Source organism: Bacillus sp. Root131 (assembly GCF_001429475.1).
Lineage (GTDB): Bacteria > Bacillota > Bacilli > Bacillales > Bacillaceae_G > Bacillus_A > Bacillus_A thuringiensis_S.
This window is the reverse complement of the sequence record NZ_LMJQ01000001.1, coordinates 287,329-311,615: the sequence shown is the minus strand read 5'-3', so window position 1 is coordinate 311,615 and position 24,287 is coordinate 287,329. Positions and strand designations below refer to the sequence as shown.

Here is a 24,287-nt window from a genome sequence, read left to right as displayed (position 1 = left end):
CTTACTTTTCTATCCTATGAAGAAAAGGACATTTCCCTTTTATTGGTTCTACATCGTCTCCTATAAAATATTGTTTCCATTCACGATGCTCTGGGTCACCATAATGACTAATGTTAGGATGTTTCGGCAATTGATCCCACTTTTCAACTCGCTCACGGACCATTTGTCTTGAATATGCTCCTTTAGGACGATCCCCCTCTAATCCATCAAAAATAGTGCGTGGCTGAAACCCAATAACGAGAGAATTCCCTAAATGTCTAGTTTTTCGCTGTTTATAAGCTGGCGCGTTTCCAAATGCGAATATTGGCTCACCACAAAATGAAAATTCCCATAAATAATGGTCTGGATCTTCAGGAATTTGCTTTGGCCATGCTTGATTATCGTTTTCATGTAAATACTGTAACACTTTCCAAAAGGAATCACGGTAATATTCGAGTGATCGTTCTTCACATTCCGGTTCTACAAAAAGGAAAAAGCCCCTTCTTACAATCGGCCTCTCTTTCATTAACTCTAAAAAAGATAACATTGTATGCGGCAAATGACTCCAATCATTATGAGAAAGAAATGAATAACGAAGTTCATTCTTTTTCAAAGCTGTTAAACCGAAATAACATGGAAAAGTTGGTTCTAACACGACACTTGAAAAAATCTCAAATTCTTTTGCAACCCAATCCGGTATGTCGGTTCTCGTTCTCATTCCTTCATTATCTAATAAGTACGACCTATTCATTCTTTCACCTCGTTATGTATAGCATTCAATTAAGAATATTACATACTCGGCCTGTCCTATACCTATTTAAAAATTTGATTGGGAAATTATTTAAAAATATAAAAAATAAAACCGCTTACTTGACTAAATTCTCCCAATTCGTGTATATTTAAATTAATCATTTAGCAGAATATTCAAGAATATAGCATTTTTAGTTTATATTATTTCTTTAAATGAATTTCACTAAATGAAAATAGTAAACGCTTTTAGGAGGAATTGTAACATGCAAGGAAAAGTAAAATGGTTTAACAACGAAAAAGGTTTTGGATTTATCGAAATGGAAGGCGCTGACGATGTATTCGTACATTTCTCTGCTATTCAAGGAGACGGCTACAAAGCTTTAGAAGAAGGTCAAGAAGTATCTTTCGACATTACTGAAGGTAACCGTGGACCTCAAGCTGCTAACGTAGTAAAACTTTAATCCAACATATAACAGGAGGTTACCTTACTTGGTAACCTTCTTTGTTATTCCTTTGTATATTTCCGTTTTACAGAGCAAAAACTATGTAAAATGCGCACTATACAAAGGAGGAATTATTAATGGGATCAGAAGTAAATGATTTTGAAGAAGTAAAATTCCGTGTAGAAACAGCACAAAAGATGGTAGGTTCTGCAACAATTTCAATGGATCCAGACACATTAGAGCATGCCACTACTGCAGTAGAAGCAGCTCGCTCACAGCTTGAAATTATGAAATCTGTTGCAGTAGATTTAGATGAACCATTTTTAATGAACGAGGAAAAGAAACTAAGCAAATGCGAGGAGCAATTAAACGAAGCAAAGCACTAAAAAACATCCAGAGAATTTTCTCTGGATGTTTTTTTATGACAACTGTTCTCCATACTTTTTCAATGTTTCTCCAACTGTACATTGTCTTATACAAAATGAATGTGCATAATATTTACTATTTGTCTTTCGATTATGTTCTCGCAAGAAACATCCTTCACAATATGTTTCTAATAAGTCATTTACCTCTGTAATGAGTTGCTTTTTATCCACCTTTGCACCTCTCTATTCGGTTATTTCTTTATGACTATCAATGACTGTCCCTTCTAATGCTTGCGTTGCTAATTGATGTGCTTCTTTATTTTGTTTTCTAGATATCGGATCACATACAAGTTTTAATTTCATTTGCTTCGCCTTTTGTTCAATTTGATCTAAATAATGGTTTAAATGCTCATCATAACAAGGCCATTCTCCCGCCAATTGCTGCAATACAACTTGAGAATCTCCGCGAAGTGTAACTGCTTCATATTTAATCCCTAATTCCTCGAGTATATTCATACCGTATAATAGTGATGCATATTCCGCTTCATTATTATCATCTATACCTTCTATATATGCATTGCGGCGAATGCGGTAGTTTGTATTTCCTTTTTTATAGTACACACATATACCAACGCCAGCTTCTTTCGTTTGCACATCATACCCCCCATCAAAATAAACGAGTATTTCTTGGGGCTCTTCCTCTACTTGTTTACTCAGTTTTTTCATTTCCTTTAATGACCATTCTGCATCCATTTCATCGTAAAATAAAAGTTCCTTAGCTCTTCCTGTTTTCTCAAAATCCTCTGCAAATTGAAGTATTTCTTCTATGTTCATATAATCTGTTGTTAATTCCGTCTGCAATCCTCGCTTCGTTTTATACAACCAATGAATTTTATATTTCATACTAGATTCCCCTTATATAAGACTTCTTATATGTAGCCAGCTAATGAAAGCCTCACTTTATTTTATTATATTTTATCTAGAGTCACAGCATTATATTCAATATGATTACATACAAAAAGAGCTATCCCTATAGGAATAGCTCTTTCATCTATTACATAAATCTTTCAAATTGTACTCGCTTATTAATCCAGTACATTACAGGCATACCAATGGCCATTACAACAAATTCACCGACTGCACATGTTAACCAAGACAACATAAATGGTAAACCCAATGCAAGATGAAGTTCAATTGCAATCATAAACATTGTAATCGTAAAGATAACCGTATTAAAAATCATACGAGCCCAAACACCTTTAATAAATCGCATAGAAATAATCGTTGCAACTAATGCAAGAATAGATTGCCCTACTCCAAATACTAAATCATAAGCGATCATAGGTGAGAAAAAGAGATTCGTTAAAAATACACCTAATACAATTCCGTAAATTGCTTTCTTGTTAAATACAACGAGATGATTAAACATCTCTGAAATACGAAATTGTACATTCGTAAAGCCAAATGGCTGAATAAGCATAGAAACAGCAATATATAATGCCGCTAAAATACCATTGCCGACTAAAGTTCTAATATTCATGACAAAATCTCCTTAGTTTTTTTACGTGGGATGGTTTCGAACCACGTTATTCTTTTTTTTAGCAACAAGATTATATTTTACGTGGTAGCCCCTCTTTCGTCAATAGATTCCTATCATGAACTACCTTTTTTCTTTTAGACAACGTATAATGAAACATATGAAAGATTTAGGAGGTTTCACTTCATGATAGCAACAATCCAAAATGAAAAAGTGATCGTTTCCATTTCTGACAAAGGTGCAGAATTACAAAGCGTTCGCTTAAAAGAAGACAACACAGAATATTTATGGCAAGGTGATTCTACATATTGGGGACGCCGTGCACCAATTTTGTTCCCAATTGTCGGCCGATTAGTAGATAATACATACTACGTAGACGGTAAACCATATTCATTAACACAACACGGTTTCGCTCGTGATCTTACTTTCTCTGTGAAAGAACAAAGTGAAACAAAGATTACTTATATCGTTACTAATAATGAAGAAACGTTAAAAAAATACCCATACGAATTCGAATTACTCATTTCTTATGAGCTAGAAGGACAAAGCGTTCATGTAACATATGAAGTAAACAATCCTACTTCTAAAGAGATGTTCTTCTCAATTGGGGCACATCCTGGATTCAACTTCCCTTTATTGGATGGTGAATCATTTACAGATTATCACTTATCGTTTAATGGTTCGGAACGCTTAGAAACAAGCGTATTAGAAGGACCTTACCTTTCAAACAAAAAGCAATTAATCGCTGAAAATACAACTGAATTGCCACTTACATATGATTTATTCAAAAATGATGCGCTTATTTTTGAAAATATGAATACGAATGAAATTTCGATTCGTTCTCATAAACATAATAAATTTGTAAAAGTAGAATTTGATGGCTTCCCATTTGTCGGCGTATGGACACCAGGGGATAACGCACCTTTCTTATGTATTGAACCTTGGTATGGAATCGCTGATGAAGTAAATCCAGCAAAAGATTTCAAGGACAAAAAGGGAATTCAATCTTTACAAGCGAATGAAACATTTACATGTCGTTACAGCATCACAATCGGATAACTACTCTATCCCCTACTTCAAAAAAATATTTAAGTAGGGGATAACCTTATAATTTGGAGGTTTCTCATTTTGATTGAAGTATATATTGATGGTGCATCAAAAGGAAATCCTGGTCCTTCTGGTGCAGGAGTGTTTATTAAAGGCGTTCAACCACCTGTACAATTATCATTACCACTTGGAACAATGTCCAATCATGAAGCAGAATACCGCGCTTTACTTCTAGCATTAAAATATTGCATCGAGCATAATTATAGCACTGTCTCTTTTCGTACAGATTCCCAGCTTGTCGAACGGGCTGTTGAAAAGGAATACGCAAAAAATAAAATATTTGCACCTCTTTTAGATGAAGCACTACAGTACATAAAAAACTTCGATCTCTTTTTTATTAAGTGGATTCCAAGTAGTCAAAATAAAGTAGCTGATGAATTAGCTAGAAAAGCTATATTACAAAATTAACGGGGGTATGAGTGTGAAAAAAGATTGGATTGCTCCTCTTGCTTTATTATTTGTCTCTTTTATTTGGGGAGCTACGTTTGTTGTCGTTCAAAATGCTATGTCTTTCGTTGGTCCATTTACCTTTAATGGTATTCGCTTTTTATTCGCTGGAATTATTTTATTATTCGTTCAAATGATTTTCTCAAAAAACACTTCAAAACAAGATATAAAACAGAGTAGCCTCGCTGGATTAATCGTTGGGTTCTTTTTATGTGTTGGCTATGTATTACAAACATTTGGCTTACTTTATACAACTTCTTCAAAAGCAGGTTTCTTAACAGGGCTTAGTATCGTTATGGTACCAATTTTGTCTTTTATCTTTTTAAAACAAAAAGCTACCATTTTTATCGTACTTGGTATTGCTGTAGCAACAGCAGGTTTATACTTATTAACAGCTGCTGATTCTTTCCAATTAAATATAGGAGATATACTTGTTCTCGGTTGTGCAATCGCTTTCGCTGCCCATATTCTTATTAACGGCTTCTTTTCTAAGAAAATATCACCTTTATTATTAAGCACATCTCAAGTATTAGCTGTTGGTATATTTTCTTCTATTTGCGCTTTCTTGTTTGAAGATTGGGAAAAATTATTTTCAGTATCACTATGGACGAATCAATCTTTTTTATTCGCACTCTTTCTAACTGCCCTGTTTGCAACATCTATTGCTTTTTTCATTCAAACATCGGCCCAAAAGCACACTTCTCCAACGAGAGTAGCAATTATTTTCGCAATGGAACCCGTTTTTGCTGCATTAACAGGCGTTCTCGTTGCAAATGAACAACTTTCTATTTCTGCTATTATCGGATGTCTATGTATTTTCCTGGGCATGATTTTTGTTGAATGGCCTTCCAAAACAAAAAAAGAAGCGCAGGCTGCGTGAAGTTATGCTTGTAACTTCCGCATAAAAGCCTTAGCGCTTTTTTTATCTGTAATTTCTTCCTCTTTCAATCGTTCTAATAACGCAACGAAATAACTACCATCAAACTGCAATTGATGTTTAATTGTCGCTTCTATTGCTGCGTTCACAATCCCATCAGACGCACCAGTATATCCTTGTCCGAACATAATAAACCCTTGTGCTTCCTCTGATAATTTAAATCCTTTCGTATGTAAGAATGAAAGATAATCTTCTACTGTTTGCATGTTATTCCCACCTACTCAAAAATTCTCCATCTCCTATCATACATGTTTTTACACGCTATGAGAATGAAATTTCTTTGACAACTTTGTAAATCGCTCTTCTAATTCGCTTGCAATGGAGGATTTCCTAACAATCTGAAGGAATATGTACAGTGGAACTTATTTCATATTAAAGGGGAGACACGATGAAACAAGCACTATTAATTATCGACGCTCAACAAGAATTAATTGATGGAAATGAGCAAGAAAATGAAGTTTTTCGTAAAACCGAGCTATTATCTACACTAAATACAGCCATGCAGAAAGCAATAGATTCCAATGCTCTTATTGTTTTCGTAAGAGATATCGATGTTGCTTCTGGCAGCGGAGAAGGATTTGAAGTACATAATCAAATTCAAGTACCTCAGTCTGCAATCTTTATTAATAAAGCAGCAACCAATTCATTCTACGGCACTTCTTTACTTGAACTTTTAAAAGAAGAGAAAATTGGCCATATCGTTATCGGTGGATGTAAAACAGAGCATTGTATCGACACCGCAGTTAGAACTGCGACTGTACAAGGATTTGATGTTACATTAATTAAAAACGGTCATTCCACAACTGATTCTAACGTATTATCTGCAGAGCAAATTATTGCTCATCACAATAAAACTTTACACGGTCATTATAACGTTGATCATTTTTCTATGGTGAGAGATATCGAGGAAGACCTCTTTCAGCCAACTCATGACCAATATCGTGATTAAATTAGCTCAAAAAAGAATCCTTCATTTAAAAGGATTCTTTCTTTATCCAAAAATTTGTGCTGCAATACTATATAGTTCACTATTTCTCTTTATTAACCGATTACTATTTTTCATCATAATTGGTGGTGTATTCACCTTTTTAAAACCAGCAATCTCTAATTCTTTCATGAAATCGTTCTTTCCTTCTGGTACATCCATTCTTAATTTTCCATTATGCCCTCTTGCTAAATCATGTACTATTCTCATCGCCATCGCATTATTTTTAGCAACGACTGGTCCTATTATTTTATTTTCTGGCGTTTGTATACTTATACCGTATCCTACTACATTTTCTTTCGTATCCTTTACAACGACACACTGCTCACTTTGCATAATTCTTTGTTTTAAAAACTCGTTTCGGCTTGTCCCAAATGCGCCTTTATCTATTTTTATTATTCCTTCTAAATCACTCTCTTTATAAACCATCATATATTCTTCATTTTCTGCACATTTATGATTCGCATTGTACGAGTTACAAATATATTTAGAAACATAGCTTACTACCCTAAATCCTAATGTTTCATATAAGGGCTTCCCTTCATCCGTAGCAATAAGCATACATGGAGTTTGAGCTGATACGCTATTCATGCATGAATTCGTTATCATCTTTCCAATCCCTCTCCCCTTATAATCTGGATGTACAATTACCATTCCAATAGATGCCAACGCCTCCCCGTATAATATAATTGCTGCGCTAGCAATAAGTTCCTTTCTCTCATTCCAGACGCCGTATACAATACCTGAGTTAAAAACTGCTTCAATTTCTTCTCTGTTATAATCCCAGCCAATATAAGAAGATAACGCTACAATATCGCCTATTTGTTCTTTCCTAAGACGCTCCACCCTAATTTCCAATTCAATCATACTCCATCCCCTTATCTAGACATTTAAATCATTATTACTAAATCAACTTGTACATGTTTCCCTTTATTTGTCACACACATATGTTATTTTGACCAAGACTATATTGTAAATGAGGTGACAACATGCCCATTACGAATCGATTTTCTACCACCACTAACGGCGCACTCGCTATTACAGGTAATACTTTAGGCTTAAGTAAAATTAGTAATCAAAACCGTGCTGGTACAATCGGGGCCATTGGTGCGTTCGTAACTACGAATACAGCTTTACAAGTTCCTACTTTTCCTGCTGGTACAACGTTAAACTATACACAAAATAGTTCTACCGCTATTTTAAATATCCCTGCTGGCAGTACTATTCTTTACGCAGAACTCATATGGGGAGGAAATTATTTAACTCGCGATCAAAATATTACAAGTGTTCTAGGAAATCCCATTTCATTTACGACACCCGTTTCAACATACTCAATTACTCCTTCAGCTGTTACAGCTTCAAATCAAACATTCGTTTCAAACTCTATTACATTTGGCTTTTATACTCGTTCAGCAGACGTAACAACTCTTATTCAAGCGGGAGGTTCTGGTTCCTATACTACAGGAGCTGTCCCTGGACTTGTTGATCCTTTAGATGCTTCAAATGGATCTATTAACTCGGCTGGATGGACACTCATTGTCGCTTATCAAAACGGGACATTGCCTGCAAGAAACTTAACCATTTATGTAGCGGGTAACCGTGTTTCTGCTGATACCGGTAGTGCAGATGTAGCTGTTTCTGGATTTTTAACACCTTCAGGAGGACCTGTAAGCGGGAGATTATTTTTAAGTTCTATTGAAGGAGATGCAGATTTAATAGGGGATCAAGCATTATTTGGACCAAATTTCAGTTCATTAAATGCTTTATCTGGGCCAAATAATGCTGTAAATAATTTCTTCGGTTCTCAAGTTAATAATGCTGTTGGAAACTTAGATACAACTGGGACATTTGGAACGCGAAATCAAAGTGCTTCTACAGGCACAAACATCTCCGCTGGGAGACAGGGCTGGGATATTACTTCTATTGATATTTCTCCTTATTTAACAAACTCACAAGTGTCCGCCGCAATCCGTTTAACAACTAACGGAGATGCGTATATGTTAAATACAGTCGGTTTACAAATCAACATAAATTCACCTACTATACAAGCAACAAAAAGCGTGAATAAAAGTGTTGCTGCAATTGGAGATATTCTCACTTATACAGTTACGATCCCTAACACCGGACTTCTTCCGGCGAATAATGTTACCTTTACAGACATTCTCCCTAACGGGACTTCCTTTATACCTGGCACTGTAACAGTAGATAATGTCCCGCAAACAAACGCAAATCCCGCCGCTGGTATATCTCTTGGAACAATCAATAATGGTGCTTCTCGTACAGTAACTTTCCAAGCTACTGTCGTTTCTCTTCCAAGTCAAAACCCTATCTCTAATACCGCTAATATTACATTTCAATATACACCTATCGCCGGAGGAACAACCTTTAACGGTCTTGCAACAAGCAATTCTGCTGGAACACAAATTAACCTGGCAGATATTAATGGAACAAAATCAGTCAACAAAATTTTTACCGATATTGGTGAAACATTAACTTACAGTATTGCCTTAGCTAATATAGGAAATATCGCTGCAACGAACGTTATATATACGGATCCGATTCCTGGCGGAACTACTTTCATTCCAGGAAGTGTAACTGTTAACGGAGTTACTCAAGCTGGAGCAAATCCCGCTAATGGTATATCAATTGGTTCGATTGCCGCAAATTCCACTACTACTATTTCATTCCAAGTGCTCGTTCCTTCTATCCCTCAAACAAATCCAATATTAAATAGTGGAACAACAACATATCAATATATTCCTGTACCAAATCAACCTGCAGTAAGTGGGACTGATACGACAAATATCGTATCTACTCAAGTGAATAACGCTACTGTAACAATGGTAAAAGCAGTAGATAAAAATTTTGCAGATATTGGTGATACACTAACGTACACCGTTTCTTTTACAGGTACAGGTAATACAAATGCGAACAATGTTATTTTTACAGATGTCATTCCTACTGGAACAACTTTTGTTCTAAACAGTTTAACAATAGATGGCACTACACAAGTGGGCGCAAATCCCGCTAACGGCGTGAACATTGGATCCATCCCAAGCGGCACAACAAAAAATGTTACATTTCAAGTAGTAGTAAACACAATACCCGCGTCAAATGTCGTATCTAATGGATCAAGTGCTTCTTATCAATATACCGTCAATCCTATCCAATCACCCGTTACAAAAAACATTTCTTCTAATCTCGTTTCCACTCAAATTAACAATGCGAATGTAACATTAACAAAATCAACTAACAAACAATTTGCCACAATTGGTGAAACGATAGGTTATACAATCCTTATTACAAACAGTGGAAATACAGCCGCTAATAACGTACAACTAACAGATCCACTTCCAAATGGAACGATATTAACATTAGGTTCGGTAACGCTCAACGGCGTTTTGCAAAATGTAGATTCTCTCGTTGCTTTACCTATTGGCACAATTCCTGCTGGAGCTACTTTTACCCTCTCTTTCCAAGTAACAGTTATTAATATTACTTCACAAAATCCTATCCTTAATAACGCTTTTGCCTCTTACATTTACACTGTAAATCCAAGTCTGCCACCAACTTCAAAAACAGCAAATTCTAATTCTGTTACATCTACAATTAGACTAGCAAATCTCCATGCTAATAAATCTGTAGATAAGACGTTTGCGGAAGTTGGCGATGTATTAACTTACACCTTTGCTCTTACTAACGATGGAAATGTTGCAGCGAACAACGTATTACTATCCGATTCCATCGCGAATGGCACTTCCTTTGTACCGAACAGTGTTATAGTTAACGGTGTTACTCAGCCGGGCATAACACCAGCTAGCATCAATATTGGTAGCATCAATGCTAATACTACAATTACAGCTTCATTCCAAGTAGTAATAACTAGCATTCCAAATCCAAACCCTATTTCAAATAGCGCTTTCGTCTCCTACAACTTTATCGTGGATCCAAACGCTTCACCTGTAAATAAAAACACTACTTCAACCACTACATTTACTCAAGTAAACGATGCAAATGTCATTTCAGCAAAAACAGTGGATCAAGCGTTCGCTACCGTAGGGGATATATTAACTTATACTGTTACTTTGACGAATGCAGGAAGTGTTTCTGCTGATAGTCCTACTTTCGTAGATACAAATCCAGACGGTACTACCTTTATTCCAAACACTTTTCTTATTAATGGTGTACTCCAAAATAACGCAGATCCAAATATAGGTGTTCCACTACCTTCCATTCCTGCTAACGGCTCACTTACCGTCTCTTATCAAGTAACCGTCACCTCTTTACCAACACAAAACCCAACGATAAATTCATCTAGTACACAGTATAGTTTTATTCTAAATCCGGGAGATCCACCAACTATAGAAATATCTGTAAGTAACACTGTAAGTACACAAATTAATTTAGCTAATGTAGTTATTGTCAAAGAAGTAGATTTAACTATCGCCGATGTCGGGCAACCAATCACATATACAATTTCTTTAGCTAATCTTGGCAATACTACAGCAAATAATGTTATTGTTACTGATATAATCCCTAATGGCACCACTATCGTACCAAATAGTATTTTTATAGGTGGTGCTTTACAACTAGGTGCAGATCCCAGTACCGGTCTTCAAGTCGGCTCCATTCCTTCGGGTGGTTTTACAACGATTGTTTTTCAAATAAGTGCAAATGGGCTACCTTCACCAAATCCAATTCAAAACAGCGCTTCACTTCAATATAGCTTTATCGCTGATCCAAATTTACCCGCTCTTGTTAGAAACGCTGCTAGCAATATAGTAACTACACAAATTAATACTGCTAATATCATTGCTACAAAGCTAACAAGCACAAACTTTGCTGATGTCGGTGATATCATATTATATGCGACTATTTTAACAAATAACGGGAATATCCCTGCTGCTAATGTAACGTTTACAGATATCATTCCAGCGGGTACCCTCTTCATTCCTAATACTGTAACGATTAATAATGTCCCTATAGCTAATGCAAATCCTGCTAACGGCATTTCGATTGGTACGATAGGAGCAAATTCATCACGCACCGTTGCATTCCAAGTTTTTGTACCAACTATCCCTGCTGTAAATCCGATTACAAATCAATCAGGCACAACATTCCAATATACGTATGATCCATCCAAACCCGCTGTGATGCAGATGGTTGCTTCTAACACTGTACAGACAACTATTGATAACGCCTCAATTGCCGCTACTAAATCGGCAGATAAACAGTTTGCTAACGTAAATGATATTATTACGTACACGACTACTTTAACGAATAACGGGAATACACTTGCATCAAATGTAATATTTACAGATGTAATCCCAAACGGGACATCGTTCATTCCTAATAGTGTTACTGTAAACGGGAATGCACTGCCTAATGTCAATCCAGCAAGCGGAATTGCAATCGATCCAATAGATCCGAATACAAATACGATCATCTCGTTCCAAGTACAAGTAAATTCTATCCCGAACCCGAATCCAATCCCGAACCAAAGTAATACAACGTATCAGTATGTCATAGATCCTAACTTACCTCCAGCATCCGCTAATGCGCTGAGTAACGTAATAACAACTCAAATCAATAATGCCACGATTATCGCTACAAAATCAGTGAACACACCGAATGCTGCAATTGGAGATATCGTTACTTATACAATTGCAGTTACGAACACAGGAAATATCCCTGCTAGTGCTACAGTTTTAACAGATGGGCTTGGACCTGGTGCATCCTTCATCCCAAATTCCGTTACAATAAATAACGTTTCCCAACCTGGATTAGATCCTTCATTAGGGATTCATTTAGACGATATTTCACCAGGAAACACTACTTTCATTACATTCCAAGTGAAAATTCTGGCTATTCCACCTAGTGGAACTTTAACGAATAATGCTCTTGTAAACTACGAATATGCAGTGAATCCAGCTGAAACGCCAGCTATTGGTAGTACCGTTACAAACACAACAGTTACACCGATTATTGACGCTACTTTAGTAATAAATAAAAGTGCTAGTACAACTTTCGCTACGATTGGTGATACAATTACATTCACTTCATCTGTTACAAACACAGGAAATACTACTGCGAACAACATTGTTTTTACTGATACAATTCCAAACGGTACTACCCTTGTCCCAAATAGCTTTAAGATAAATGGTGTAACCGTCCCGAATGCAAATCCACAAAACGGTATCAATATTGGTAACTTAAATTCAAATGCATCGGTTACACTCAGTTTCCAAGTAAACATCACAACGCTTCCAAATCCTAATCCAATTCCGAACAAATCATCGCTTCAATATAGCTTTATTGTTGATATAAATGAACCGCCTGTTTCACGAACAGTTCAATCCAATACAACTTTTACGCAAGTAAATTCAGCTTCCGTTATCGCAACGAAAACTGCGAGCAGTGCATTTGCCGCTGTTGGCGATACAATTACGTATACAACTACTCTCACTAATAGCGGAAATACTACCGCAAACACACCTGTTTTTATCGATATATTACCACCTGAACTTTCATTCGTTCCTGATAGCGTACAAATTAATACCATCCCACAACTTGGATTTAGACCAGATAGCGGAATCTCTTTAGACTCAATTCCAGTTGGAGGAACGACAACAATTAGCTTTCAAGCTATCGTTGGCTCAATACCAGCTACAAATCCAACTTTGAACCAATCCAGTACGACATACTTGATCATTGTTGACCCTACCCAGCCACCGGTGACAGAAACAGCTACAAGTAATCCAACTTTAGTTCAAATTAATGAAGCAATTATTCAAGCAACGAAAAGTGTGGATCGACTATTTTCTGACGTAGCACCTGGAAATTCATTTTTAACGTATACAGTTTTATTAGAAAATGTAGGGAACACAACTGCTACGAATATCATTTTTACAGATCCTATTCCAAATAACACAATATTTATAGAAGATAGCGTTCGAGTCGGCGGAGTTTTATTGCCTGGGGTAAATCCAGCGAATGGAATACCAATTGGGGATATTATTGCAGGAGATTTTACAAACGTCACCTTCCGCGTTCAAGTAGTTAGTATTCCAAATCCAATTTTCACAATTGGACCTGGTGGACCAAACTCACCGGTTGTAAATAGTGCCTCCATTGACTATCAATTTATTACAGGACCTAATTTACCACTCGTTTCAAGAAGTACGACATCCAATCCCGTTGCGACACAAATAAATTCCGGAGAAATTGTGGCAATCAAATCTGTAGATAAAACTTTCGCAACGATTGGCGATACAATTTCTTATACAATTACATTAAGTAACCCTGGAAATGTCACTTCACAAAATATAATTTTCACAGATATTTTACCTGACGGAACGACATTCATATCTGGCACTCTTACAAACGATTCTGGTACACAGCAAATCGGAAATCCAGCTAGCGGGATACAGATTGGAAATATAAACCCAAATGGAACGGCCGTTATTTCTCTCAACGTACTTGTTACAAACATTCCAAGTATAAATCCTATCTCTAATTTTAGTTCCATACAATTTGAACATGTGATTGATCCTAGCCAACCTTCTGCATTACAAACAGCTGTATCTAATACAGTTTCAACGACCATTAATAGCGCAGTATTAACTACAACAAAAAGTGTTGATAAATCTATTATTTCCGTCGGGGATACACTTACGTATACAACGACTATTACGAATACAGGAAATACACCAGCTACAAATATAACTTTTACAAGTGCGATTCCTCCTAGTACTACTTTTGTACCAGATTCGGTCACTATAAATGGCATCCAGCAGCTTGGTGCACAGCCAGCACTCGGAGTAAATATACCAAATATCGCTCCTGGTGAAACAGTAACTGTTACTTTCCAAGTAAATGTGATTTCTGTTCCCCCTTCAAGCTCAATTATGGGTAACGATACAATTTTATATTCTTATACTGTTGATCCAAACGGAACTCCTGCTACTACTTCTACTTCAACAAACATTGTTACAAACCCTGTATTAGATGCTATGATAATGATGATTAAATCAGTTGATCAAACACTTGTAACGCTAGGTGATACCATTACCTATGCGACAATTTTAACGAATAATGGTAATACAAATGCAACGAATATTACTTTCACCGACCTTATACCAGATGGTACAACGTTTATTACTGATAGCGTTACAATAGATGGCATCACGCAAATTGGTCTTAATCCTAATACAGGTATAACGATTGGAGCAATTGCTCCTAACAGCTCAATATCTATAGCATTTCAAGTTACCGCTACTTCTACACCTGTTCAAAATCCTATTGCCAATTCCGCTAGTGCTTCTTACACATTTATCGCTGATCCAAATGCCCCTATTGTTTCAAGAAATGTTACTTCAAACACAGTGTTCACTACGATTAATACAGCTACCATTCTTTCATTAAAACAAGTCGATAAATCCTTTAGTCGTATTGGAGACACACTCACTTATACTGTCGCTTTAACAAACAATGGAAACTCATCCGCACAAAATGTTATATTTACAGATACAATGCCGAGCGGAACTACTTTTATTGCAAACACATTCTCTATTAATGGGGTTCCTCAAAGCGGTGCGGATCCATCGAATGGTGTGAATATTGGGACTATAACAGCCGGGACTACAGTAACCGTTTCGTTCCAAGTTACTGTAACGTCATTACCAACGGAAAACCCCATTGTAAATTTCTCATCAACATCGTACCAATTAGTCTCACCACCTGATGCAGAAACTTCAATTAGCAATCCTGTTTCAACGCAAATTAAAGAAGCCATATTATCCATGACGAAAAATGAAAGTGTATCCTTTGCAGATATCGGGCAAACTGCTTTTTATACTACTTCTATTACCAATGTAGGAAATACCGATGCAACTAACATTGTTTTCACAGATGTATTACCAAGTGGACTCACATTTGTTCCTAACACATTAACTGTCAATGGCGTTTTACAACCTAACGCGAATCCAAATACAGGTGTATTACTTGCAACACTTCCACCAAATGAAATATATAGTATCGTCTTTCAAGTGACAGTGAACAGTATTCCTCCTAGTAACCCAGCACCAAATACAGCATCAACGACGTATGAGTTTACTGTTGATCCAAGTAATCCGCCAGTATCGAGTACAGCTACTTCCAACACTACACTCCTTCAAATAAACAACGCAACTATTATTAGCACAAAAACAGCAGATCTTACTTTCGCGGATGTTGGTAATACAATAACATTTACACTTAACCTCCCTAATACCGGGAATACACTTGCATCAAATGTAACTATTATTGACATTCTTGATAGTAATTTAAGTTTCGTTCCAAATAGTTTCACAGTTAATGGGCAAACCATTCCAAACGCTGATTTATCTACTGGTGTAAATATTGGTTCCATTAATGGTGGTAATGCGGCAATCGTTACATTCCAAGCAACTGTTATTACACTTCCAACACTTAATCCCATTTCTAACTCTGCTTCTATCACATATCATTATGTCGTTGATCCTAGCCAGCCACCTATTACAACTTCCAATCAATCTAATACAACGACAACACAAATTAATAGCGCTACCCTTACTGCACAAAAAAATTCAAATGTATCTACGGTAGATATCGGGCAGGATATTACCTACACCGTTACAATTACAAATAGCGGAAATGTTAGTGCGACGAATGTTATTTTTACCGACCTTATTCCAGACGGAACTTCCTTTGAACCGAATAGTTTTACACTGAACGGAACTAGCATCCCAAATGCAAATATCATTACAGGCGTTCCAATTGGTGATATTGCGCCAAACGAATCTGTCATCGTAGCATTCCATATTAATGCCAATGAAATTCCGCCTATAAATCCAATTACTAATCAAGCTAGCGTTAGCTTTCAATATATCGTTAATCCAGCTAATCCTCCAGTTTCAAAAAACATTACTTCTAATAGCGTTTCAACACAAATTGAAAGTGCTATTTTAAATACGATTAAAATAGGAGATAAAGCATTTGCAACGATTGGTGATACGATTACGTATACAACAACTATTACGAATACAGGAAATATCCCAGCTAACAATGTTGTATTCTCAGACCCTATACCATCGTGGACACAATTTGTTGCAGGATCAGTTGTTGTTGATGGAACTCCATTAACATCCGCTTCTATCATTGACGGCGTTGGCATAAATACAATAACTCCAAATCAAATCGTAACAATCGTATTCCAAGTTCAAATTGTAAGCAACCCAACAACGCTCACACCTGAACTCCAAAACTTAGGATTTGTTAACTTCCAATATAACGTAGGCAATGCATTACAGGCTCAACCTGGCAATGTGGAAACGAACGTCTTCGTTACCTCTATTAATTCAGCAATACTTTCAGCTGTAAAAACTACTAATACAGCCTTTGCAAATATTGGAGATACAATCACTTATACAGTTTTGATTCAAAATAATGGCAATACAAACGCTACGAATGTAAATTTCTCAGACATGGTTCCAGCAGGAACAACCTTTGTTGAAAATAGTTTTACTGTAAATGGAAGTAGCCTTCCAGGCGCAAATCCAAATAACGGAGTTAATATCGGAACAGTTAACACGGGTAGTTCCTTAACCGTTACTTTCCAAGTCATTGTTACATCAACCCCACCTTCAAATCCGATTACAAACGTAGCATCTATTCAATACGCATTCATCGTTGATCCAGCCTCTCCTCCTGTTACAAGTACGATAAATTCTAATAGCGCTTCAACACAAATTAATAACGCGACTGTTACAACTGTTTTACAAGCAAATCGAACAATCGTATCTATCGGAGATGTAATTACGTATACAGCAACATTAACGAACACTGGAAACTTCCCTGCAAACTCTGTATTACTCATTAACGGCATTCCTGAGGGAGCATTATTTGTTCCAAATAGTGTCACGCTCAACGGAGTTTCACTTCCAGATGCAAGTCCAACTCTCGGTATTCCAGTTGGTATTATCGCACCAGGTGATTCTGCTACTATTACGTTCCAATTTCTCGCTAGTTCTATTCCACCGCAAGGAGCAATTATCAATCAAGCCATTACAAGTTACACGTATATCGTCAATCCAAGTCAACCTCCAGTTACAGCAACATCCTCATCTAATACGGTTAACACAGCTGTTGTTGATGCATCGTTATCCGCAATTAAAAATACAGATTCTCTCGTACAATCTACTGACGGTACAATCACTTACACAGTAGTCGTTCAAAATAACGGAAATACTACTGCAAATACAGTTACTTTAACAGATTTGGTTCCAGAAGGAACTGCATTTATTCCTAATAGCGTAACTATTAATAACGTTTCCGTTCCAGGTGCCGATCCTAATGTAGGAATACCATTAAACTCCATCGCACCGTCAGAAATAGTTACCGTCACATTCCAGGTTATCGTTCAATCCATTCCAAGCGTGAATCCAATTTCCAATACGGCCCGTATTGACTATACTTTTATCGCTGATCCAACTGCTCCCATCATCTCTCGAACAATTACGTCTAATCCTGCTTTCACACAAATTTCGGATGCGACTATCCTTTCTTTAAAAGCAGTCAATGCACAACAAGCAACAACAGGTGATATTTTGACTTATACAATAACATTAGAAAATACAGGAAATATCCCAACTACGAATCTCACATTTTCAGACACTATCCCTCAAGGGACTACCTTTGTAGAAAATAGTTTTACACTTAACGGAACAGCTATACTTGATGCCAATCCTAATGTAGGTGTTACTTTGCCTAACCTAGCTGCAAACGCTACGCACCTTATTTCGTTCCAAATTCTTATTAACGATTCATTCTCGCAAGAATCAATTACAAATCAATCCAACACAACTTATACAATTCAGCCAGACCCAGGGCAACCGCCTATTACTGAAACATCTACTAGTAATATCGTCATTACAAATTTCGTGCAAGCACAATTGACAATTACAAAAACATCCAATCCAACAACTGTTGATATTGGCGGAACTATACTTTATATTTCTGAAGTAAAAAATATCGGCAATGTTGACGCAATAAATATTAATTTCACAGATTCTATTCCAGCTGGGACTACATTCGTTCCCGATAGTGTCACAATTAACGGTATCCTTCAGCCAGGTGTAAATCCAGAAAACGGAATACCGATTGGAACAATTCCAGCAAACAGTTCCAAAACGATACTATTTCAAGTGCAAACAAATAATCCACCTACTGAAACCGAAATTGTAAATCAATCTTCAGCAACTTACCAATATGTAAGTATTCCTGCAGCCCCACCAGTAAATCGTTCTGCAAATTCTAATATCGTTACAACATCACTTCAAAATGCAAATATTATTTCTGTTAAAAGTGCGGATGTAACTTTCGTATCAATCGGGCAAATTATTACCTACACAAATACACTTCAAAATATAGGAAGCGTTCCAGCTAACAATACCGTTTTCATTGATAACATTCCAGAAGGTACTATATTCATTGAAGATAGCTTAGCAATAAATAATGTAATTCAGCCTGGCGCTAATCCTGAAAACGGAGTAACTCTCGGCACGATACAACCAAATGAAACAGTCACTATTTCATTCCAATTACAACTTACAAATATACCAGAGGGCAATACAGTCATTAATATTTCAGACACTTCGTACGAATACCAAATTGACCCTAGTTCTCCAATTATTCAGCGTAGATCGTTATCAAATGCAGTAAATACTGAAGTGCGGACGGCAAATGTTAGTGCCATTAAATCCGCCAATAGATCCATTACACGCATTGGTCAAATCATCACATATACAGTCGCAGTTACAAACGCCGGTACAGTACCTATTACAAATACTCTCCTAATTGACGCAATTGCAGCTGGGACCACATTCGTTCTAAATAGCATTCTTGTAGATGGCATACCGAGACCTAATGAAAATCCAATTACCGGTATCAACCTTGATATTATCCTTCCAAATAATACAATTATTGTTACTTTTCAAGTAAGCGTAGTCTCTATACCGCCACAAAATAACATTAATAATATCGCAGTCATTCACTATGAGTATGAACCAGACCCAAGCGCACCACCAATTTCAGAAACGACATCTTCCAATAGTACAAATATACAATTTATTGATGCTATTCTTATTGCTACAAAATCCGCTAATACTGTATTAGCTAACATTGATGAAACCATTGAATATACAGTATTCATTCAAAATAACGGATCGACTACAACTAACTCCATCTTTTTTACAGATACTATAGCGGATGGAACAGTATTTATTCCAGGAAGTGTAATAGTTAACAATACTGTACTTCCTGCAGCAGATCCGAATATCGGCTTTTCCATTCCTAATGTCGCAGCAGGTCAAATAGCTACAATAACATTCCAAGTTTCCGTTACGAATTTACCTGTTGTAAATCCAGCACCTAATACTGCAAACATCGTCTACGACTTTATTTTCAATCCTGACTTTGCACCAATTCAAAAATCTACTACTTCCAATACTACTTTCGTTCAAATTAATGATGCTGATATCGTTTCACTTAAAACTGTTGATTTGACCTCTGTAACAATTGGTGACATTTTAACTTATACAACAACTTTAACGAATACAGGGAATACGGATGCCACTGCTGTTGTATTTACAGACAATATACCTGATGGAACAACTTTTATTGACGGTAGCGTTTTAGTAAATAACATTCCTCAGCTTAACGCCAATCCAAGTGCAGGTATACTTGTAGGAACGATTACTCCTAACACTTCTATCCCAGTCACATTTTCTGTTACCGTCGTAGCTCTTCCTGCTAGCGGCCATGTTCAAAATCAATCAACTTCTCGTTATACAATAAACGCGGAAGAACAAATATCGACTAGCAATATTACCTTCACTGAAGTTATTTCTGCTAATGTAATTGCGACAAAAACAACGCCTATCCAATATGCTGACTTACAAACTATCATCCCTTATACAATTTCCATCATAAATAACGGAAATATACAAGTCGAAAACATTATTGTTACAGATATCATCCCAGCAAATACGAGCTTTATAGAGAATAGTGTTATCGTGAACGGCAATGCTCGGCCAAATGACAACCCTCTTAACGGTATACAAATTGATAACATTCCGCCTAATACGACAGCAACTATTCTATTCCAAGTACGGGTTACTTCGATTCCACAAACAAATCCAATCTCTAACACGAGTACAATTGAATATGAATACACGGTACCAGATCGACCACCTATTACCGAAACTATTATTTCATCAGCTGCCGCAACAGAAATTAATCACGCGAATTTGAATAGTAATAAGGCTGTTGACCTTGCATTTGCAACGGTTGGTGATACGTTAACGTATACGATTACACTAAATCAAACCGGTAATGTTGCAACAAATGATGTAAACATTCAAGATATTATTCCTCAAGGTACTACGTTTATAGAAAATAGCGTCATTGTAAACGGAGAAGCTCTTCCAGGAGTGAATCCAGTAAGCGGCATACCAATTGGCACTATAATTGTTGGTGGAGATGCTATCGTTTCATTCCAAGTAACTGTGACTTCTATTCCAACACCAAATGAACTAAACAACAACGCAATTACTACTTTTAACTATATAGTCAACCCAAATAACGTACCCGTTACAAATACGACTACAACAAATACCGTCACAACTACTGTCCAAAATGATAATGTCATTGCCATAAAATCTGTTGATGTAACGAATGCCTTACCTGGTCAAACTTTAACGTATACAATTACGATTACGAATAGCGGTAATGTAACGATTGAAGACCTTCTTGCCATAGACACCGTACCAATAGATACGACTTTTGTTGCTGATAGTGTTACGATTAACGGAATCAATCAGCCTAATGAAAATCCTGAAAATGGTATTACGTTAGGAAATCTTGCTCCTAATGAATCTGTTATTATTACGTTCCAAGTGACAATATCTTCTTCTACTCTTCAATCTACAATTAATAATGATGCTTCTGTTTCCTATACCGTTATCATTGATCCAACAAAACCACCTATTACAATTACAAAACAAACAAATACCGTTACAACGACAGTCATTGATCCGATGGTTCGCATTGAAAAAACAACTGACAAATCTATTGTCGTTATAGGAGATATCATTACATTCACATTAGCGGTATTTAATCACTCCCCCATTCCGACAATCAGTACTTCTGTTATAGACAGCATTCCAGCTGGTACAACATTTATAGAAAATAGCGTAACAATTAACGGTACTTCGGTTCAAAATGTTCGTCCAGACACTGGTATTAATATTGGTTCTTTATCTGCAGATACAGTAGCAACTATAACATTTCAAGTTCTCGTAACTTCTATTCCTTCAAACAGTACAATTATAAATTCTGCAACAGTTACCGCTGCTTTTCAATTGACACCACAGGATCCAATTATTACTTTCATTGTTAATTCAAATATTGTTCGTATACCAGTTCAATTTGTAACTGCAACAGTCACGAAAAACGCTTCCGTCAGCTCCGCTTATTTAAACCAATACTTTGATTACACGGTGCGTATTACAAATACTTCCGAAATTTCACTCTCAAATATTTCTTTACAAGATACCATTCCAGCAGGTTTACAATTTATAAACGGCACTGTCTTTATTAACGGTGAACGCTCTCCACTAGCGAACCCAAATATCGGTTTCCTAGTTGCCACTAATTTAGAGCCAAATGAAACAATTATCGTGTTATTCACAGTACAAGTAATAAGTCCACCTATTAATAATCAATTTAAAAATACGGCCAATATTTCGTTACAACTTCAAGTCTCGCCTACCGATCCACCAATTACAGTAACCGTTACAAGCAACGAAAACATCGTCACCTTTGTTCCAGAAAATCCAGACGAAACACTTCCAAATTTAAATTGCTTCTTTGACGGTGAACGCTTCATACGGATTACTCCCCAAAATGCAAGAAATTACCTTTGGACTTGGATTTGGTGGAATTAAATTAAAAAAGAGATTGTAGTTTGGTTGAAACCAAATTACAATCTCTTTTTCATTGCCTTTATCACACTACGTTATAACTCGTCCAAGGATATACAATTAAGCATCACCTCAAGTTATTTTAGTCGTAATAAGTTGGCCAGCTTCATTAATAGTAACTTTCCATTTCATTCCACTAGCTGTCTTCATGATTATGCCTTTACTTGCCTCTATTTCAATATCTCCAAACATTCTTCCACCAGTTGTAGCTAACCAAGCATTCCCATTTTCCATAGAAGACCTTGCAAAAATGCGATTAATTCGAAAACGCTTATGATCTTGAGAATAACCACTTAATGTAATTCTTACTTTATATAGTTGATTCGCCTTCATATTCGATATAATTGTATCGCCTACATTTAATGGAACATCCGATGCGATAACCCAATTTCCAGTTGCGCTTAATGCATATTCAATTTTAATTTTTTTTGGACTCTCTCCCCATCCAAAATACATTCCGAAACAATTTAACATTTGTATTGGTTTTTTCGTAAAATCCAGTTCAATAACAACTGGATTACTATCTGGAACGTCAATATAGTTTACACTTTGTTCATCTATTAAATTAAAGCAATTTGCTAGATTTCCACCGTACGGTACTTTCCCACTTACTTGCTTAACAATATACTTTTGCTGAGCATTTACTAATATATCATCTTGATTGCCTATTAAGTGAGGTTTATTTAACGTAATCGGTAACTGAATTCGAAGAGATTCTTCATAGGTAGACTTACAAACATTATATTGCCCTTTATCTACAATAGTTGTCGAAAGCAGATTTGAAAAAAGGTAGTTACGATGAGAATTAGAAGAAAATTCAATGACAATTTGTTCACTACTCATCCGGTACGTATCCCAAATCATACAATCAAATGTATTATACGCACCTGAGCAACGAATTACTTTTTTCGTTTGTTGTCTACATTGTACTTGAATAGCATGAAACGTATTTCCTGAACTTTCATTTGGTAAATCACTATTTCCATCTACTTCAATCCCATACACACATCCATCAATAAATATAGATTGAAATACATTGGCGTTAATCCAGCAAGGTGTATTGATATCATTTATATATTCTGTCTTCAAATGTATTGCAGTTTGAAAGTTTTTAATTTGAATAAATTTAACTTGAAAGAAACTAATAAAATCCCATGCCTTTTGACAATAAAAATGTATAGCTTTTCCTTTATACGATGGGGTTGCATTTACTATATTTATATTTGATATAACAGATTGATTAGGTACTTCGATTTGTTGTGAACCAGAAACATAAATAACAACAGATTGAAACAATGGATTTATAACTTGAAGAGTACCACCAACTATCGAAGCGTTACTTTGTAGCTCAAATGCATTAAAATCTCCATCAATTTGCAGCGTTACGGTAGGATCTAACTCTAATCTTACGTTTGATTTAATAACAATCGGCTTTACAATTTTGTACGTATTTACCCCGGTAATTCTAACCGTCGAAATTCGATTCGCTACACAATAATCAATAGCTTGCTGAATTGCTAATGAGCTATCATTTCCCGAGTTTGGAACTGCGCCAAAACAATTAATGTGAACGCTACTTTCTGGCACACAATCTTCTTGGGAAGAAATATATTCTGACAAAATAAATTCACTCCTCATATTACCTTTTTCATATAATATGTGAGTTCTCTCTTAAAAGT

14 protein-coding genes and 1 riboswitch are annotated in these 24,287 nt (G+C 36.2%); of the genes, 7 read left to right on the top strand and 7 right to left on the bottom strand.

Annotated elements, in window-relative coordinates; all coding sequences use genetic code 11:
• Nucleotide 1: 1 nt before the first annotated feature.
• Complete coding sequence (locus ASE54_RS01590; protein ID WP_001082150.1) at nt 2-730, bottom strand: YqcI/YcgG family protein; 729 nt, start codon at nt 728-730, stop codon at nt 2-4.
• A gap of 262 nt (nt 731-992) precedes the next feature.
• Between ASE54_RS01590 and cspB the strand changes: the two genes are divergently transcribed.
• Complete coding sequence (cspB, locus tag ASE54_RS01585; protein ID WP_001161731.1) at nt 993-1,190, top strand: cold shock-like protein CspB; 198 nt, start codon at nt 993-995, stop codon at nt 1,188-1,190.
• A gap of 119 nt (nt 1,191-1,309) precedes the next feature.
• The gene (locus ASE54_RS01580; protein ID WP_000534397.1) at nt 1,310-1,558 is read left to right on the top strand and encodes a DUF2564 family protein; all 249 of its coding nucleotides are present in this window, start codon (nt 1,310-1,312) and stop codon (nt 1,556-1,558) included.
• 33 nt (nt 1,559-1,591) lie between these two features.
• Here ASE54_RS01580 and ASE54_RS33415 read toward each other — a convergent pair whose 3' ends face one another.
• From ASE54_RS33415 to ASE54_RS01570, 3 genes are all read right to left on the bottom strand, one after another.
• Nucleotides 1,592-1,768 (bottom strand): zinc-finger domain-containing protein, encoded by a 177-nt coding sequence (locus ASE54_RS33415; RefSeq protein WP_000358801.1) that lies wholly within the window; start codon nt 1,766-1,768, stop codon nt 1,592-1,594.
• A 12-nt stretch (nt 1,769-1,780) separates the two neighbouring features.
• Nucleotides 1,781-2,440: a ribonuclease H family protein gene (locus ASE54_RS01575; protein ID WP_000875533.1), complete on the bottom strand. Its 660-nt coding sequence runs from the start codon at nt 2,438-2,440 to the stop codon at nt 1,781-1,783.
• A 151-nt stretch (nt 2,441-2,591) separates the two neighbouring features.
• On the bottom strand, nt 2,592-3,077 hold the full coding sequence (locus ASE54_RS01570) for a QueT transporter family protein (RefSeq protein WP_001026475.1): 486 nt from the start codon (nt 3,075-3,077) through the stop codon (nt 2,592-2,594).
• Nucleotides 3,078-3,083: 6 nt separating this feature from the next.
• Nucleotides 3,084-3,128, bottom strand: a riboswitch (PreQ1 riboswitch).
• A gap of 132 nt (nt 3,129-3,260) precedes the next feature.
• On the opposite strand from ASE54_RS01570, the gene ASE54_RS01565 reads away from it, so the two are divergent.
• From ASE54_RS01565 to ASE54_RS01555, 3 genes are all read left to right on the top strand, one after another.
• Complete coding sequence (locus tag ASE54_RS01565) at nt 3,261-4,133, top strand: aldose 1-epimerase family protein (RefSeq protein ID WP_000562116.1); 873 nt, start codon at nt 3,261-3,263, stop codon at nt 4,131-4,133.
• 69 nt (nt 4,134-4,202) lie between these two features.
• Nucleotides 4,203-4,589, top strand: a complete 387-nt coding sequence (locus ASE54_RS01560) for a reverse transcriptase-like protein (protein WP_000573877.1) — start codon at nt 4,203-4,205, stop codon at nt 4,587-4,589.
• A gap of 13 nt (nt 4,590-4,602) precedes the next feature.
• The gene (locus ASE54_RS01555) at nt 4,603-5,508 is read left to right on the top strand and encodes a DMT family transporter (protein WP_000711161.1); all 906 of its coding nucleotides are present in this window, start codon (nt 4,603-4,605) and stop codon (nt 5,506-5,508) included.
• A 2-nt stretch (nt 5,509-5,510) separates the two neighbouring features.
• On the opposite strand, the gene ASE54_RS01550 is transcribed toward ASE54_RS01555, so the two are convergent.
• Nucleotides 5,511-5,771, bottom strand: a complete 261-nt coding sequence (locus ASE54_RS01550; RefSeq protein WP_001195212.1) for a DUF6123 family protein — start codon at nt 5,769-5,771, stop codon at nt 5,511-5,513.
• A gap of 182 nt (nt 5,772-5,953) precedes the next feature.
• Between ASE54_RS01550 and ASE54_RS01545 the strand changes: the two genes are divergently transcribed.
• Nucleotides 5,954-6,514: a cysteine hydrolase family protein gene (locus tag ASE54_RS01545; protein ID WP_000806325.1), complete on the top strand. Its 561-nt coding sequence runs from the start codon at nt 5,954-5,956 to the stop codon at nt 6,512-6,514.
• Between the two features lie 42 nt (nt 6,515-6,556).
• On the opposite strand, the gene ASE54_RS01540 is transcribed toward ASE54_RS01545, so the two are convergent.
• Entirely contained in the window at nt 6,557-7,417 is an 861-nt protein-coding gene (locus tag ASE54_RS01540; protein ID WP_000571019.1) for a GNAT family N-acetyltransferase, read from the bottom strand.
• 122 nt (nt 7,418-7,539) lie between these two features.
• Between ASE54_RS01540 and ASE54_RS01535 the strand changes: the two genes are divergently transcribed.
• Nucleotides 7,540-22,572: a DUF11 domain-containing protein gene (locus ASE54_RS01535; protein ID WP_001123130.1), complete on the top strand. Its 15,033-nt coding sequence runs from the start codon at nt 7,540-7,542 to the stop codon at nt 22,570-22,572.
• Between the two features lie 108 nt (nt 22,573-22,680).
• Here ASE54_RS01535 and ASE54_RS01530 read toward each other — a convergent pair whose 3' ends face one another.
• A complete protein-coding gene (locus ASE54_RS01530) occupies nt 22,681-24,228 on the bottom strand; it encodes a hypothetical protein (RefSeq protein WP_000006066.1) in 1,548 nt (515 codons plus the stop codon).
• Nucleotides 24,229-24,287 lie beyond the last annotated feature (59 nt).